Raw genomic sequence first — 15989 nt, 5'->3', positions numbered from 1 at the left:
TGTAAGCGTCCACCTCTGATAAGCTCCCCGAGACGGCTGCTTTGGACGCGGTTTCGTTTTTTACAGGGAGCTGGACAGGGATGCCCCCCAGTAGGTGTTCCTATGAAGCTGGAGCGTTTTCCCCTTTTTCCTCACATCCACTACAGTCGGACCGAGTGTAAAAAAGAAGCGGGTGTATTTCCTGAAAGGCCTCGATAAAGGTTTTCCTTACTGCGTCAATCTGTCAGGCGACTACCATCCGGCATATTGTCTGACCTTTTCCATGTCGATGTTGTTGTTCTCCAGATCCTTGAGAGCTTGATCCAAAATCGAGACCGCCAAGTCGATTTCCTGTTTGGAGATCGTCAATGGCGGGGTGATTTCTATGACATTGCTATGAATTCCGACATAAAAGACAAGCATGCCCAATTCAAAAGCTCGATAACAAACGGCGGCCGTCTTTTCAGCGGCAGGAATTTTGGATGAGCGGTCCTCCACGAGTTCCACTCCAATGGCCAGTCCACGTCCGCGCACATCGCCGATCCACTCGTATCTTTGCTTCAGCTCTTCCAACAGTTTCAAAAAATAGGCTCCGTTTTCAGCTGCATTCTCGATGAGCCGCTCTTCTTCCAAAATAGCGATATTTTCTAGAGCTGCTATACTGCAGACGGGATTGCCGCTTGCCGTGAACATGTGTACGCCGAAACCTGCATCTAGCAGCTCTTTTCGGGCTATCACCGCGCTAATCGGCAAGCCTGCCCCCAGTGATTTGCCTACGACGACAGCATCAGGAGCCAGGTTGTAGTGGTCAAAGGAGAACCATTTCCCCGTCCGGCCCATTCCTACCTTCACTTCATCAAAGATCAGGGAGATATCATAACGCTGACACAGCTTTTGCAATTCTGGCAAGAAGTCATCAGGAGGTACAATCAATCCACCGTCGCTCTGGATTCCTTCGACGATCAGTCCGGCTGTGTCTTCGGGGGGACAGATTGTGCGAAAGAGTTCATTTTCGATGTATGAAATAACTTGCGACGTGAGCGCCTGCGTCTCGCCGAATGGAGGACGATAGGGGTTCGGATACGGAAGCTTCACGACATTGCCATGTCCGATAAATTTGGCTTGGGCAGGATGGCCGGATAAGGAAAGGGAGCCCATCGTCTGCCCGTGATAGGAGCCCATAAAGGAGACAAGACGCGACCGATTGCGGACGAGCGGCCACAGCTTGTATACACAGTCATTCGCGTCCGAACCGGAATGTCCAAACCAGACCTTTTTCTCAAACGAGCCTGGCGTGATCTCGATGAGCTTTTGCGCCAAGCCGACCATGTTTTTCTCGGGAATGGTCAATTGGGATGTAAACGAGATGGTCTCATACTGCTTTTTTAATTGATGGGCAATGCGAGGATGGCCGTACCCGATACCCGCAACCGCCCAGCCAGCGCTCAAATCCAGATAAGACACGCCTGCTTCGTCCATCAGTCTGGTTCCGTGCGCGGAGGCGACAGCCATCGGGTAAAAGCGAATTTTCAACGCGTTGGAAATCACTTTGTCTTCGATTGAAAGCAGTGTGTCCTGGTTCATGAGAGCATCCCCCTAACATTTTTGAGATCGTATTTTTTTAGCTTGTAGTTCAGATTTTGACGAGGTATCCCTAGCTGCTCACTCGCTTTGGTAATGTTCCCCTTGGCATCCCGTAGTGCTTGTTCAATCATGACCCGTTCGAGATGTTCGATTTGTTCGGGGAGATTGCCCCGGAAATCATGGACAGAAGGCTGAGAAGAGAGAGTGGGCTCGGCGAGTTGGTTCATTTTTTGTTTGAAGTCAGGGGGGAGGTGATCAAAGGAAATCATCGTTTCGTCATACACGAGATTCAGAGAGCCTTCGATCGTATGCTCCAGCTGACGGACGTTGCCTGGCCAGCTGTAATTCAGGAAGAAGTGGAACACATCATCGTCCACGCCTTCTACCTCCACTCCCAATCCTATCGAGTGTTTTTGAATGAAAGAGTCGATGAGAACGGGAATGTCTTCTCTTCTTTTTCGTAAGGGGGGAATGAAAATATTGACCACGCCGAGACGGTAATACAGGTCTTCCCGCAGGTGTTCATTGGCGATGGCGTCGTGCGGATCTTCGTTCATCGTGGCAATCACCCGAACGTCGATGTCGAGTACCTTGGATGATCCGAGCCGTTGGATTTTCCTTTCCTGCAGGACGCGGAGGAGCTTGGCTTGGAGGTTGGGATTCATCGAGTTGATCTCGTCCAAGAGCAACGTGCCCCCGTGTGCTTGCTCAAAAAGACCGGCCCGATCGATGGCTCCCGTAAAGCTACCGACACTCGTCCCAAATAGTAAACCTTCGAGCAAGGCTTCCGGCAGGGCAGCACAATTTTGAGCGATAAAGGGCTTGTGCTTGCGTGGACTTTCATTGTGAATGCTCTGGGCGATAAGCTCTTTGCCAGTCCCGGTTTCTCCCGCAATCAGAATATTCGAACGAGAGCGGGCAGATCTGCGGGCTTGCTCGATCATGTAGCCCATTTCCTTGCTCGAGTAGACGATGGTCTCGAACTGGTATCGGGTGTTGCTTTTCTCTGTGGTAGGCACCCGTGGGACGGATGAGGCGGAAGTCTGCTTTTGCAATTGGTAGATAGTCTCGGTCAAATGCTTTTGTTCGGTAATATCTTTGGAGATTTCTACCGCCCCTACTTTTTTGCTTCCCACATACAGTGGCATCGTGCGGGAGAGAGTAGTCACGGCTTTTCCGTTGTTCGTGAAATGGGTTTCCCGGTGATTGAGCACCCGGCCTGTTCGCAAGCAAGTCAAGAGTGTGCTGGTTTCTTCGTCGAGTGACCAGACATCCGCTAGCCTCTTATCCCTGACCGCGTCGGGTTCCATCGTATCGAGCTCGCCCATTTTCCGATTGTAGAAAATGATTTTTCCTTGCTGATCAATACTGACCACGCCTTCCTCCAATTGGTCGAGGATGGAGTCGTACATGGCCTTGGCTTCGTTCATTTGCTGGAGCTGGTGCTGTAATTGCTGTGTCTGTGTCATGTTCTTAAAGGTGAGCAGAAAGAGTGGCGGATTCGATGAGGTGTGGATACAGGAGAGATTCGCGATCAACTGCTGCGTACCAAATGAAATGGCGATCCCGGTCATGTTTTTGCTCATGTGAATGCACTTGCGGAACTCTTCGGATGGAATCAGTTCAAAGATGGAGATACCAATCAAACTGCTTGGACTACTGGAAAACAGTCGTGTAGCCGCTCTGTTTAAGGAGAGAATATCTCCCTTTTCATCGGTGATGACCATGCTGTCAAAGCTGGCGTTCCAGACATCGAGCAAAGGGAGACTGGAGATAGCGTTCATGTGTATAGATCGCCTCCACATACTGAAAAATTTTTAGTGAAAAAAAATGAGCGTTTTCCTTCCTGTAGCTTGGTAGAAGAGATTCATTTTGTAAACTATAGCAGAACATTCAGATCTTTTGAAAGGTATAATTGGAATAAAGAATGAAAATTTCGAATGAAAAAAATCTTTCGAAAGATAATGGGCGATTGGAGACTTTTTTTCGCTTTCTGTTAGGAGGATTGTATAAAAGAGCGAATATTCATGCGTCTTTTTCGGTTTTGGAGCGGTTGGCACGGATGTTGCTGAATGACACGGTATCACATCATACAGGGGGTCATTATGACAGAAATATCATTGCGAGATATACAAGCGGTAGACGTCCATGCCCATCCGTACGTAGCGAACGAACAACCTTATACGACCGAGGCGTTTATTCGCAAGCTGTCCTTATCCGTACTACCTGAGCAAATGCACAAAGGCCAAGTCTCATCCCCGCATCAGCCTTACCCGGGTTCGATCATGTGGATGCAGATTCTAATCAGGCGAATGGCGCGTTACTTTGGCTGTGAACCAACGCTTGCAGAAGTCGTGAAACAACGAAATGAGCGAGCGGGAAACTTCCAGGCGTATACGAGAGAACTATTCGCGGATGCAAAGCTCACGGGTGTCATCGCGGACTTTGGGTATCCCATGCCGATGCTGAAAAAGCAAGCGTACGCCGACCTGTGTGGAGCGAGGATCTGGGAGATTCACCGAATTGAGCCCGTGATGGTGCGCTTGCGAAAAGAGTGTGCCAGCTTCGGGGAGTTCGTCGAGTTGTATCGCGCAGATTTGCGAAACGCTTTGCAACGTCCGGATGTCGTCGGATTAAAATCGATCATCGCCTATCGCAGCGGATTAGAAGTGCTAGACAAGAATGAACAGGCCGCTGCAGCACAATGGGAGGAATTCCTGGCAAATGAACGTGCGGAAGCAAAAGCCTTGCGCGATTACTGCTTGCACATCGCTATGGAAGAATGCACAGCGGCAGACAAGGTCATGCACATCCATACAGGCGTAGGGGATGGGGATGTTGTCCTGCCCAAGGCGAGTCCGAGCTTTCTCCTCCCCATGCTGCGCACCCAGGCTTACGCAGAAACAAAGGTCCATCTCGTTCATGGTGGCTATCCGTGGGTGGAAGAAGCGGCTTTCATCGTTAGCATTTTGCCAAACGTCTACATGGACATATCCTTGCAAAATCCTTTTGTTGGTCACGGAGTCAAACGGATTCTCTCACAAGTCTTTGAATTTGCACCGTTTGACAAGGTGATGTACGGCTCCGATGCCTTTACCGTTCCAGAAATGAACTGGCTGGGTGTACATCTGTTCAAGGAGTGCTTTGAACAAGTGCTGCAGTCGTGGGTGGAGTCTGACTACGTGGACGCCGAGACTGCGCAATACATCGGAGAAATGGTGTTGTACCGCAACTTTGAGAGTATTTATATCAAATAATTTGGGGGTGCCATGATGGAACAGCGAGTGTTGGAGCTTGCACCGGAGCGAAAGCTTGGGTATTGGCACATTTGGGCATTGGGGGTAGGAGCCGTCGTCGGTGACGGTGTCTTCCTGCTCATGGGACAAGGGATCGCGATGGCAGGACCAGGAGCCATTCTCGCATACTTTGTCGCAGGTCTCTCACAATTTTTTCTGATGATCGCGCTCGGGGAGCTGGCGGTCGGGATGCCTAATGCCGGAGCCATGTCCCGTTGGGTAGAGCGGATGATGGGGCGCTGGTGGGGCTTTTTATCCGGAGTAACGTTTGCGCTCGGATGGGTCATTGCAGGTGGTAGCGTCGGGTTGGCGCTAGGAAAAATAACGATGTGGTTCTTCCCACAGCTACAGGGTGAGTACTGGTCAGTCATTTTCGCCGTTTTCTTTATTACGGTGTTTGCTGTACTAAACGTGTTGGGGACAGAAATTGCTGCAACAACGCAATTATTACTCGTGATCATTATGACGGCCGTTATTGCTATCTTCTCTCTCATTGGTTTAAAAGATATGAATCTCGCTAATTTCACTCCGTTTCTCCCGCACGGATCGGACGGCTTCTGGTCGGCTATTCCGCTCGGCACATACGCTTACTTGGGTGCGGTGACGCTGGCAACAGCCGGGGGAGAATGTAAGGACCCGAAAGATTTGCCAAAAGCGCTGATCTGGTCTGGAATTACATTCCTGCTTCTCTACACGGCAGCACAAGCTGTTCTGCAAGGGCTGATTCCTTGGGATCAGATCACAATGGACAGCTCGCCGTTTACGGTTGCGGCTGGGCAAGTGTTTGGCTTTGCTGGAGCCTTTGTCATGAATGCCGTCGCCTGGATTGCTGCTGCGACTTGCATTTTGATGGGGACATTGTATGCAGCCTCGCGTATCTTTTTTGCCCAAGCGCGTGAAGGGTTCTTGCCAGCGTTTTTCGGTTACCTCCATCCCAAAACGAAAACACCTGTGTACGGCATCCTGTTTGTGTGGGCTTGCTCCGTAGCTCTCGTGATTCTGGGTTCCTTGAATCCCGATTTCCTCTATGTAGAGCTGTCCAATCAGTTGGTTCTTGCCTGGATGGTTTCCTGGACGCTCGCTTTGATTGCTTCCATTCTCTACCGCAAAAAGTACCCAGATGAGATCCAGCAACTGCCATGGAAACAGCCTTTGTATCCTCTCTTTCCGATCTTGGGCTTTATTGGAATCGGCATTGTCTGTTACGGCTCGTTCGTCGGTTCCCCGATGACGCTGGTTCGCGGCGCCATTTGGATGGGAGCTCTGTTCTTTGTATTCAAGCTGTTCCAAAAGAAAAGCCAATCTACTCTCAGTCAGTAGCCATGGTAATCAGATAGGAAGGGATCATTCATGAAAAGTTCCATTCACGACAAACTGATGCCCGGCGAGGAGCTCTCGCAGCAGCTCTACGAAATCAGGAGTCACCTCCACCAAAATCCAGAGCTGTCCTTTCAGGAGTATCAGACGTGCTCGTATATCATGTCCTGGCTAGAAAAGTGGGGCATCCCGCATCGTCGCTTTGGGGAGACAGGGGTCGTCGTCGACTTGATCGGTGAAGAGGGAGAGGGGCGCCACATAGGGGTTCGAGCCGATATTGACGCCCTGCCCATTGAAGAAAAAACAAAGCTGTCCTTTGCATCTAAACAACCAGGTGTCATGCACGCTTGTGGACATGATGGGCATACCACTATTTTGCTTGGGACGGTCTATCAGCTGTTTCAAATGAAAGGCAAGTGGAAAGGGCGTGTGCGCTGCATTTTCCAGCCGGGTGAAGAAGCGGATGGAGCGGCGCAGCAGATGATCGAAGAAGGTGTCCTGGACAATCCTCGCGTGGATGGCATGCTAGCTCTGCACTTGTGGCCACATTTGCCGTTTGGTTCCGTAGGGGTGAGGAATGGAGCAATCACTGCCTCGTGTGACGATTTTCGGATCGCGATCGAAGGCAAGGGTGGCCACAGCGCGCGACCACAGCATGCGGTCGATGCGATTGCGATCAGCAGTCAGATTCTCCAGGCGCTCTCTCTTCTCGTGACGAAGGGAACCAACCCCGTTGACCCTGTAGTCGTACACGTCGGTAAGATTCAGGGTGGGACGGCGAGCAACATTGTTGCAGATCGGGTGATCATGGAAGGAACGACGAGGACGGTGTCACGTGAGACGAGAAACAAATTGCGGCAGCAGTTTATCTCGCTCGTGAAAGGAATCGTGGAAGCGTATGGAGCGACGGTTAAGATCACCTACAACGAAGGCTTTCCCCCTGTCATCAATGATCCAATGCTGACCGATTGCGTCAAACAGTGTGCAGCAGAGCTTTTGGGGGAATCAGCTGTCTACGTCTTGCCTGAGCCGTCGATGGGGGCAGATGATTTCGGAGCCTTTGCCGAACAGGTCCCGAGCACGTATTTCCGACTGGGCATTCAGCAAGCGGATCAACCTGTGTACGATTTGCACCATCCGCAATTTCAATTTGATCAGGACATTATTCCGATTGGCGTACAAGTATGTACCCATACGGTTCTCACATGGTTGGAAAAAGGAGAGAAAGAGACATGCTAACAAAAGAAGAAGTGTTGGGAATTGTAGAAAAAGAACAAATCGAATTCATTCGGATTGAATTTCTTGATTATGCAGGGGTGACACGTGGAAGGACTGTTCGTCCGGCCCAGCTCGCCAGTGCCATGGACAAAGGAGTCAATTTCAGTACAGCGATTATGAGCTTCGACTGCTTTGACGAGTACATTCCGAATCCAACGTATGGCGCGAACGATGGGGATTTTTTCGCGATTCCTGATCCAGCGACGTTTGCCATCCTACCGTATCGGAAAAGTACGGCTCGGATGCTATGTGATCTCGTCGATGCCAATGGAGATCCATGGGCAGGGTGCCCGCGCAATGCGCTCAAGCGACTTTTGTCCGAGGTAGAGTCAAAGCTTGGCGGGAAGATGTTTATGGCATTTGAACAGGAAGCGTATTTGCTTCGTGAAGTAGACGACAAGATCCAGACGGCGGACAACAGCCATTGCTTCTCGACGGTCGGTGTGGATGTGCAGGAGGATTTTGTTCAGGATTTTGTCCTCTCGTTGGAGAAAATGGGTGTGGAAACCGAGCAAATCTCCAGTGAATACGGCCCTGGTCAATTGGAAATCAACTTGAAGTACACGCCAGCCCTGCAGGCAACGGACAATCAGGTGACGTTCATGCACCTGTTTAAACAAATTGCGAAAGACAAAGGGATGATCGGTACATTGATGCCCAAACCGTTTCAGCATCTGGCGGGTAGCGGCCTGCATGTGCATATCAGCCTCTTTGACGAATCAGGGGAGAACTTGTTCGAAGATCCTTCTGACCAGCGGGGATTGGATATGTCAGAGAAGGCCTATCACTTTATTGGCGGACTGCTCAAGCATGCACCTTCCCTGATTGCGATCGGAGCGCCGAGCGTCAATTCCTACAAGCGAATGCAGCCAGGTACTTGGGCTCCTGCCCATGTTTGCTACGGCTCAGGTAATCGGTCAGTACTCGTGCGCATTCCAGAAAAGCGCCGAGCGAGACGCTTTGAATTTCGGGGAGCGGACGGCACGTGTAATCCGTACTTGTTGGCCGCGTGCCTGGTGGCTGCAGGGCTGCATGGAATCCAGAGCCGAATCGAGCCAGGTGAGCCAGCTACGACGGACGTAAGCAAAATGAGCAATGCCGAATTGAAAGAGCGGGGAATCAGCTGGGTACCTCGTTCTCTCCCGGAAGCGATCGGTTATTTGGCAGAAGACACGATTCTGGCAGAAACGATCGGTCGATCTATTTGGGAAGAGTTCATCAATATCAAGCGGACAGAATCAGATAAATTCAATCGCTACGTAAGTGACTGGGAGCGCAAATTGTTTGCGAATCTGTTTTGACCTAGCCATTACGAAGATTCTAGCCGGCGTTCACAAGCAACGCCGGTTTTTCATTCCATTCTTTACCCTTCATTTCCCTGTAATGGAAAACCTTTTGCAACGAAACACTAGCATCAGATTTTTACCTGAAGGTATTCCGAACAATCCTTTGCTTATTCACAAACAGGGAGGAAGCTGCCTTGAGCTCCGTTCTGCCCATTTTTTCTTTACTGTTTACCATGATGTTGCCGTTTGCGCCGCAAGAAATCGGAGGTTCTGCCATAGCGGAACAAGTCTTCCGAAACAACTGCATGATTTGTCATGGACAAGCTTTGGAGGGAGGCTTCGGCCCAGAACTTTTGCATGTCGGTTCCCGTAAGTCGAAAGCGCAGATCGCCCAGCAAATCCAGCATGGCGGGATGCTCATGCCGGCATTCGGCAATCAATTGGATGCAGGAACCATTGAAAAGCTCGCCCAATGGCTGTCTGAGAAAAAGTAAGGGAACCCTTCGACTGGCATTGCACATATTCTGAGGAATATAGGCGGCAGCCGCCTGGGAAGGGTGTAAAAAAGATGAGCCAACCTGCAGGACAACAGCTTCCCGTTTCATACGCAGAATGGGAATCGAGGGCAAGAAGTGTTTTGGCAAAAGGTCCATTCGACTACATCGACGGCGGAGCAGGGTATGAGGATACCATCCGTGTGAACAGGGAAGCATTTCGAAGCTGGAGATTGCAGCCTCAAGTGCTTCGGAACGTATCGAAACGTGATGCACGGGTGACCTTGTTCGGCAAGACATATCCTGCCCCTGTAATGCTTGCGCCCATCAGCATTCAAGGTATTGCCCATCCCCTGGGCGAACTGGCTTCGGCACGGGCGGCTGCAGCGCTGGGGGTGCCGTTTATTCTCAGTACCGTCTCCTCCCGCCCGCTGGAAGAGGTGGCAGCAGTAATGGGAAACGCACCTCGCTGGTTTCAGTTGTTCTGGCCAAACGACCCTGATGTGACAGCCAGCTTGCTTCGCCGGGCGGAAGCCGCAGGATACTCCGCAATCGTCCTCACCGTCGACTTGCCGGTGTACGGCTGGCGGGAGAGGGACATTCGTAATGGCTACAACCCATTCCAGGTAGGAGAAGGCATCGCTAATTTTGTGACGGATCCTGCTTTTCGCGCAAAGCTGAGGAAACCGCCGGAGCAAGATTGGCAAGCGGCGATCTCCCTGTTCGGAAGCATTTTTTTCCATCCGAGCCTGTCATGGGCAGACCTGCCGTTCCTGCGACTCCATACCAAGCTGCCGATTCTGATCAAAGGGATTTTAAACATGCAGGATGCGGAATTGGCTTTGCGATATGGTGCAGATGGCATTGTCGTCTCCAATCACGGAGGCAGGCAGGTGGATGGAGAAGTGGCTTCTCTTGACGTTCTCCCTGATGTTCTCGACATCGTGCGGGGACGGATTCCCGTGCTCATGGACAGCGGCATTCGCAACGGCCCGGATGTGATCAAGGCGATCTCACTCGGGGCATCGGCCATCCTGTTCGGCCGCCCTTACATCTACGGACTAGCGGTGGCAGGTGAAACGGGCGTTGGACGGGTGATCCAGAATTTATTCACGGATTTGGATCTCACGATGGCAAACTGTGGGATCAGGTCCATCGCGGAAATGAACCGCACTTTTCTCATCAGGAGGTAAACAGGTACTCCTCTGGGTGGACGCACATAGGCTATGGCGAAAGTTGAAACCGGAGGGAAGGTCTTGGAAGGAACCTATCAGCAGACGGCAGTGTTTGAGCATCGATTTTGGCTGCAAATTCTCGGGGATCACGCCCGCATGTTGTACAATACGTTGCCCCGGCAAGCGGAAGCGGACAGCCGACGGGCGTTCTCTTTCATTTCCGCTTACGACCGTTTATTGATGCAAGCGCGCCAGGAGATAAGCGGGGATCAGTTGCAAATGGTAAATCGGCAGGCGAATGCTTTGACGCATGAGCTTCGGACATTCAAACTCCACCTGATTCGGGAAGGCCTGACGGGCAAGCTGTCCCTCCCGATTACGTTTCTCAATCACATGGTGAATGAAGCGGATGAGTACCTGGAGATTCTCGTCTGGTTGTTGGCAGATCAAGTCCCGCCGCTGCAGCATCCGATCCACCATCATCTGTTGTGGTTATCTGATGCATCCGCTCACGCATCCGGAATTGCCCGTTCGCTGGATATGGTGGAAAAACGTCTACAGGCAAAAAGTGAAGATTTCATCAAAGTATTCGACGCCTTGTACTTGAAAGCGATTGAAATGGCCGGCTATATGCGCTCCAACATGCAGCAGTTTCCCGCTTTGACGCGTTTTGATCAAGAGGCGGAATGGGAAATTCTATTGTTTTCCAAGTTCCTCGAAGAATTGGAAGAACTGAGCTTGAGTGCGCAACTGATAGGGACTTTGACTCCGCTGATCCCAGACCACATGGGTAGGGAAGAGTGCTATTACCTGATGAAGCTGTCGGAAGTGACGGCTGTTCAAAAACCTTCGTGCAATCCGGCACGACCCCGCCCGCAAATGTAAGCAAAACTCAAAGTGGAGATTTTGGGAAACGAAAGGAATAATTTTGATCCAATATACAAAAATATGATTGGTTACGCATTCCAACTTAAGGGAGAACAATCATGAGAATTAAAACGTACTGGATCGCACTCCTTATCGTTTCCTTCGTTTTACTGGTCAATCTGGGCATCACCTACGCAAAGCAAAAACAGGCCGAAGCCACGAGTGCTCGTTTGCGTCTATCTGCTGATCCACAGCAAAACTCTGGTGAAAACGAACCCGCTTATGACCTGTGGGGACGGACGATCAGTCAAAAAGAAGCGGAAGAGTTGCTGAAAACCCCACAAGGACGGGCGATGCTGTCTGGGCAGAACGGAGCCGTGAAAATAGATCAGGCCCTCATTGATTTGGGAAAAAAAGCGTTTTATGAAGAAACGTTCGGCAACGAAGTGTTCATCACCGACATCATGGGAGCTTTTAACGGCCCCCTTACACTTGCCAACGTAAGAAAGGCGATTGGGGAACTGAACGGCGAAGGGACAACTAACCTGCAGGTGGAACTGGCCAAGACCGTAACCATCGGAGGCAAAACGTTTAAAAAAGGGACGAAAGTGGATACGGGATTGGATGTTCCCAAAGGGTGGAATCAAGTTCTTGGCATGCCGCTCAAGCAATCGGAAGGAACCTGGAAAGCCGGGATTTCGTGTGCCGCCTGTCACGCGACGGTGGATCGAGACACCAGACAGATCATCGAGGGGGCACCAAATGCTGACTTGAACGCAGGCTTGTTCATTGCCATGGGAACCAACTCGGCAGCCTACTTTACGCATACGGATATTAAGTCTCTGCAGAAGTACATGAACAATCTGGATCGGACAGTTGAGACCAGTGATGGGAAAAAGGCCCCTTTGCCTGATCCAAAAGCGTTGGAAGATGCGGTAGACGCAAATGCGCTGAAATGGCCAAAAGGGAATTTCGATTCCACGATTGACATGAAAAGCAATCCGGCGCAAATTCCCGATTCGTTTACGATGGGTGATTTTCCATACGGCTGGAGCGGACATGCCATGGCTGGACCGTTTAAAGGATTGAGCACCTTCAACAACAACGTACATGCACAAAATTCGGATTCTCTTTCGCAGTCGGAAGTCAGTCGCGAACTGTTCGGCATCGACAAGGAAGTGTACATCGGAACACTCCTGCAAAATGCGGCCAATCCCAAATACCGCTATTCACCGTCGGAAGGGATAAAGCCGTCAGAGTTCTTCGCAAAAGTTGACCCGACACCAGGAACGCCAGGGGTAAATCAGGTAATCTTGCCGCCTTCGTTTCCAAAAGCGACGCTAATTGCTCCTGACGGTTTGATCGTCAGTTCGCCTAAAACCAAGGTAAACGAACAAAACAACGCGATGTCCGCCTGGCAAAACAAGCTCGTACCGCCTAAACCGCCAATAACGGCCGATGCGGCTACACTGGAAATAGGCCGTGACGTATTCCAACGGGCGTCGTGCATCAAGTGTCATGCAGGCGATTTCTACACCAACAATCGGATCGTTCCGGCGCCGGAAATCGGTACCGATCCATCCCGGGCGCAAGCGCTGAAGGCAACGGAAAAAATCTGGGGAGAAGCAACGATCTACTCGCCGGATACTCCGGTTCCCGTGCCGCCAAACGCCAAAGTCTTGAAGGTTCCCACGGACATGCTTGATCCTGAGCAAATCAATTTGGCCTTTGCCAAAGGGAACTCTTCGGGGGGATACAAGACACCCAGTCTGATCGGATTGTACTGGACAGCGCCCTATTTACATGACGGAGGGGTAACGGTAGGACCAGACGCGAAGAAACAGCTCGGTTATCCGGGAACCCTGGCCAAGGGGATCCAGCCCGATCCGGCAAACAGCTTGCGTGCGCTCATGGATAAGAAGCTGAGAGAAAAGGTAATTGTCGCCAACCGATCTGCCAACTTGCAGCAGGTTCACGTGCAAGGCATCGGTCATGAATTCTGGGTGGACGAGACCACTGGGTTTACACCTCAGGAGCAAGAGGCGTTAATCAAATACTTGCTTCTGCTGAAATGAAACGCGAAACGAATAAAGAAGGCCAATCCGGGTCATGCTCCGGATTGGCTGTTTCCATTTCTAATTCATGAGATCGTTCCTTCGTGGAATAGACGATCGGTTATTTGGCAGGAGTTCATTAACGTCAAGCGGACGGGCTCTGTCTTTAGGAGACTTCGCTCTTTTTCGGCGAAATGTCCGGAATCGGAGAGTGCTCCCACGCTTCCGCATTTTCGAGGCCATCGATGCTGTCCTGATAAAACACAGGATCTTTCCCCGCTTTTTTCTGTACCACATAATCATGCAAGGCAGCAAAGGCAACCCTCGACAGGAGGAAGATCGCGATCAGGTTGACGATCACCATAAGCCCCATGAACAAGTCTGCCAAATCCCACACGAGCTGGACCTTTGCCACGGCTCCGAACAAGACCATGCTGAGCACGCTGACTCTGTACAGCATGAGCCAAGCTTTGTTTGTCTTCAAAAACTCGATATTGGTCTCCCCGTAGTAATAGTTGCCAATCAATGTACTAAACGCGAACAAGAAAACCATGATGGCAAGGAATGCGGAAGCCCACGGGCCAATATGAGTGCTCAGCGCTGCTTGGGAAAGCTCGATACCGCTCAGCCCCGGTTGCTTGTACGCATCTGAAAGCAAAATGATGAAGGCCGTGCTAGTGCAAATGATCAGCGTATCGGTCAAAACGCCAAACGCTTGAATGAGGCCTTGCTTCACAGGGTGACTGGTCGTTGCTGTCGCTGCAGCGTTAGGCGCACTCCCCATCCCAGCCTCGTTGGAGAATAGACCGCGCTTTACTCCATGAAGGACAGCGGCGCCGAGTGTCCCGCCGGCTACCTGATCAAACCCAAATGCATTCTTCACAATGAGGGAGAGTACTTCCGGCATCTTGCCCAGATTCATCAGGATGATGAACAACGCCATGCCGATGTACAGAACAGCTAAGACGATGACGATGTACTCGGACATTTTCGCGATGCGCTTGACGCCGCCGAAGATGATGATGGCAAAGAGGATTGCCATGATGATGCCGAGCGTCAATCGGTCCGTGCCAAATGAGTTTTCGAAAGCGACGGTAATGGTATTGGACTGAACCGCATTAAAGACGAGGCCAAAGGACAAGGTGATCAAAATGGCAAACAGAGCGCCCATCCAGCGTTTCTTCAGTCCCTTTTCCATGTAGTACGCCGGGCCGCCGCGGAAGCCATCTTTGTCTTTGATCTTATAGATCTGGGCTAGCGTGCTCTCTACAAAGCTCGACGCTGATCCGATAATCGCGATAATCCACATCCAAAAGACGGAGCCAGGTCCACCCAAAGATACAGCGATGGCAATCCCCGTAATATTTCCGGTTCCGACGCGCGCCGCCATGCTGATACAGAATGCCTGAAAAGGGGAGATGCCTTCTTTCTTGCCTGTTTTGCCTTCGCGGATCGCCTGCACCATTTCCCTGATCATGCGGACCTGCAAAAATCTACCTTTATAAGTAAAAAACAAACCGACAAAGACGAGCATGATGATTAACACATTGGACCACAAAAAATCGTTGAGGGAACCGATGACTTCTTGAAGGATTTGCTGCATGATGTCACCTCGTATTCATGATTTTGTCTAAAAAATGCTGAGATCCCATTCCTGCGCGATATGTTTGAGCAGGGAAACACCAGCAACACTATTCCCGCACTCATCAATGGCAGGCCCGAACAAGCCAATCCCGCAGCCGTCTGGAAAGTGAGATGCGGCATTTTGCTTGGGAGGGACCATGGTCATAATCCCGCCCGATACGCCGCTCTTGGCAGGAAGTCCTACATGAGCTGCGAATTTGCCAGAAGCGTCGTACATTCCGCAGGTAAGCATCAAGGCTTTCGCCAGCCTGACCACCTGTTTCGGGAGGATTTGTTCCTGGAGGAGCGGATGGAAGCCGTCAAGGGCCAAGATCAATCCAATCAAGGCGATTTGCTGCGAATCTACTTCGATCGAGCATAGCTTTAAATAGACTTCTAGCGCTTCCTCTACCTCGCATTCCAAAAAGCCAGTATCTTTTAAATAGTGGGAGAGGGCTCTGTTCCGATGAGAGGTTGTCCACTCGGAACGGAAGACTTCCTCGTTCACGAGGGGTAGTGTGCCTGTAAGCTTTTGGAAAATTCTGTTTGCATACGCCAGCTTTTGCTCTGATTTTCCCGGGAGAAGCGAAGCGACTGTAATAGCGCCTGCATTAATCATGGGGTTAAATGGTTTGCCCGGCTTGTGCATTTCCAAACGAATAATGGAATTGAACGCGTCACCTGTCGGTTCGACATCCACTCGCTCCAACACATAGGGAATGCCATGATGGCAGCAAGCGGCTATCAAGCTGATTACTTTTGAAATGCTTTGCAGCGTGAAAGGTGCTTCCCAATCGCCGGATACCGTCATTTTTCCAGTCGGCTCGATGATACAGATACCCAACTGTGCGGGATTAACTCGCTTCAATGCAGGTATATAGCTCGCGCATCGTCCCTTCTCAGCATCAGAACGCCATTCAGCCACCCATTGATCTAATTTCTCCAGTCTTTGTACATGCTGTTTTGTGCCGTCTTCCCATACCGCTTGAACCATGTTCGTTTCCTCCCCAAACCCTCACCTTTGCATGCTGACAAG

Annotated in this window: 12 protein-coding genes; 8 read left to right on the top strand and 4 right to left on the bottom strand. The window is 50.9% G+C overall.

All coding sequences use genetic code 11. The features are described from left to right. Positions 1 to 231 precede the first annotated feature (231 nt). Together AN963_RS12890 and AN963_RS12885 are read right to left on the bottom strand one after the other, a co-directional pair. Complete coding sequence (locus AN963_RS12890; RefSeq protein ID WP_055744986.1) at positions 232 to 1563, bottom strand: aspartate aminotransferase family protein; 1332 nt, start codon at positions 1561 to 1563, stop codon at positions 232 to 234. Next, positions 1560 to 3347, bottom strand: a complete 1788-nt coding sequence (locus AN963_RS12885; protein ID WP_055744985.1) for a sigma 54-interacting transcriptional regulator — start codon at positions 3345 to 3347, stop codon at positions 1560 to 1562. Before AN963_RS12885 ends, AN963_RS12890 begins: the two co-directional genes overlap by 4 nt. Before the next feature lie 321 nt (positions 3348 to 3668). On the opposite strand from AN963_RS12885, the gene AN963_RS12880 reads away from it, so the two are divergent. From AN963_RS12880 to AN963_RS12845, 8 genes are all read left to right on the top strand, one after another. Continuing rightward, positions 3669 to 4820: an amidohydrolase family protein gene (locus AN963_RS12880; RefSeq protein ID WP_055744984.1), complete on the top strand. Its 1152-nt coding sequence runs from the start codon at positions 3669 to 3671 to the stop codon at positions 4818 to 4820. 12 nt (positions 4821 to 4832) lie between these two features. Then, a complete protein-coding gene (locus AN963_RS12875) occupies positions 4833 to 6179 on the top strand; it encodes an APC family permease (protein WP_055744983.1) in 1347 nt (448 codons plus the stop codon). A 30-nt stretch (positions 6180 to 6209) separates the two neighbouring features. Then, positions 6210 to 7415: a M20 metallopeptidase family protein gene (locus tag AN963_RS12870; RefSeq protein ID WP_083496926.1), complete on the top strand. Its 1206-nt coding sequence runs from the start codon at positions 6210 to 6212 to the stop codon at positions 7413 to 7415. Continuing rightward, positions 7409 to 8755: a glutamine synthetase family protein gene (locus AN963_RS12865; protein WP_055744982.1), complete on the top strand. Its 1347-nt coding sequence runs from the start codon at positions 7409 to 7411 to the stop codon at positions 8753 to 8755. Before AN963_RS12870 ends, AN963_RS12865 begins: the two co-directional genes overlap by 7 nt. 179 nt (positions 8756 to 8934) lie before the next feature. Continuing rightward, positions 8935 to 9234, top strand: a complete 300-nt coding sequence (locus AN963_RS12860; RefSeq protein WP_055744981.1) for a c-type cytochrome — start codon at positions 8935 to 8937, stop codon at positions 9232 to 9234. 74 nt (positions 9235 to 9308) lie between these two features. After that, positions 9309 to 10427 carry an alpha-hydroxy-acid oxidizing protein gene (locus AN963_RS12855; RefSeq protein WP_055744980.1) on the top strand — a complete coding sequence of 373 codons (1119 nt, stop codon included), beginning with the start codon at positions 9309 to 9311 and terminating at the stop codon, positions 10425 to 10427. Between the two features lie 33 nt (positions 10428 to 10460). After that, on the top strand, positions 10461 to 11294 hold the full coding sequence (locus AN963_RS12850) for a DUF2935 domain-containing protein (RefSeq protein ID WP_055744979.1): 834 nt from the start codon (positions 10461 to 10463) through the stop codon (positions 11292 to 11294). A gap of 101 nt (positions 11295 to 11395) precedes the next feature. Further along, entirely contained in the window at positions 11396 to 13351 is a 1956-nt protein-coding gene (locus AN963_RS12845; RefSeq protein ID WP_055744978.1) for a hypothetical protein, read from the top strand. A gap of 145 nt (positions 13352 to 13496) precedes the next feature. Here the strand turns inward: AN963_RS12845 and AN963_RS12840 are convergent, their stop codons facing one another. Both AN963_RS12840 and AN963_RS12835 read right to left on the bottom strand, forming a co-directional pair. Next, positions 13497 to 14933, bottom strand: coding sequence for an alanine/glycine:cation symporter family protein (locus tag AN963_RS12840; RefSeq protein ID WP_055744977.1), 1437 nt, complete (start codon positions 14931 to 14933; stop codon positions 13497 to 13499). A gap of 27 nt (positions 14934 to 14960) precedes the next feature. Next, positions 14961 to 15947, bottom strand: coding sequence for a glutaminase (locus AN963_RS12835; protein ID WP_055744976.1), 987 nt, complete (start codon positions 15945 to 15947; stop codon positions 14961 to 14963). Between the last annotated feature and the right edge of the window lie 42 nt (positions 15948 to 15989).

This window comes from Brevibacillus choshinensis, from assembly GCF_001420695.1.
Classification (GTDB): domain Bacteria; phylum Bacillota; class Bacilli; order Brevibacillales; family Brevibacillaceae; genus Brevibacillus; species Brevibacillus choshinensis.
The sequence above is the reverse complement of the archived record's forward strand: the minus strand, read 5'-3'. Positions and strand labels throughout refer to the sequence as shown.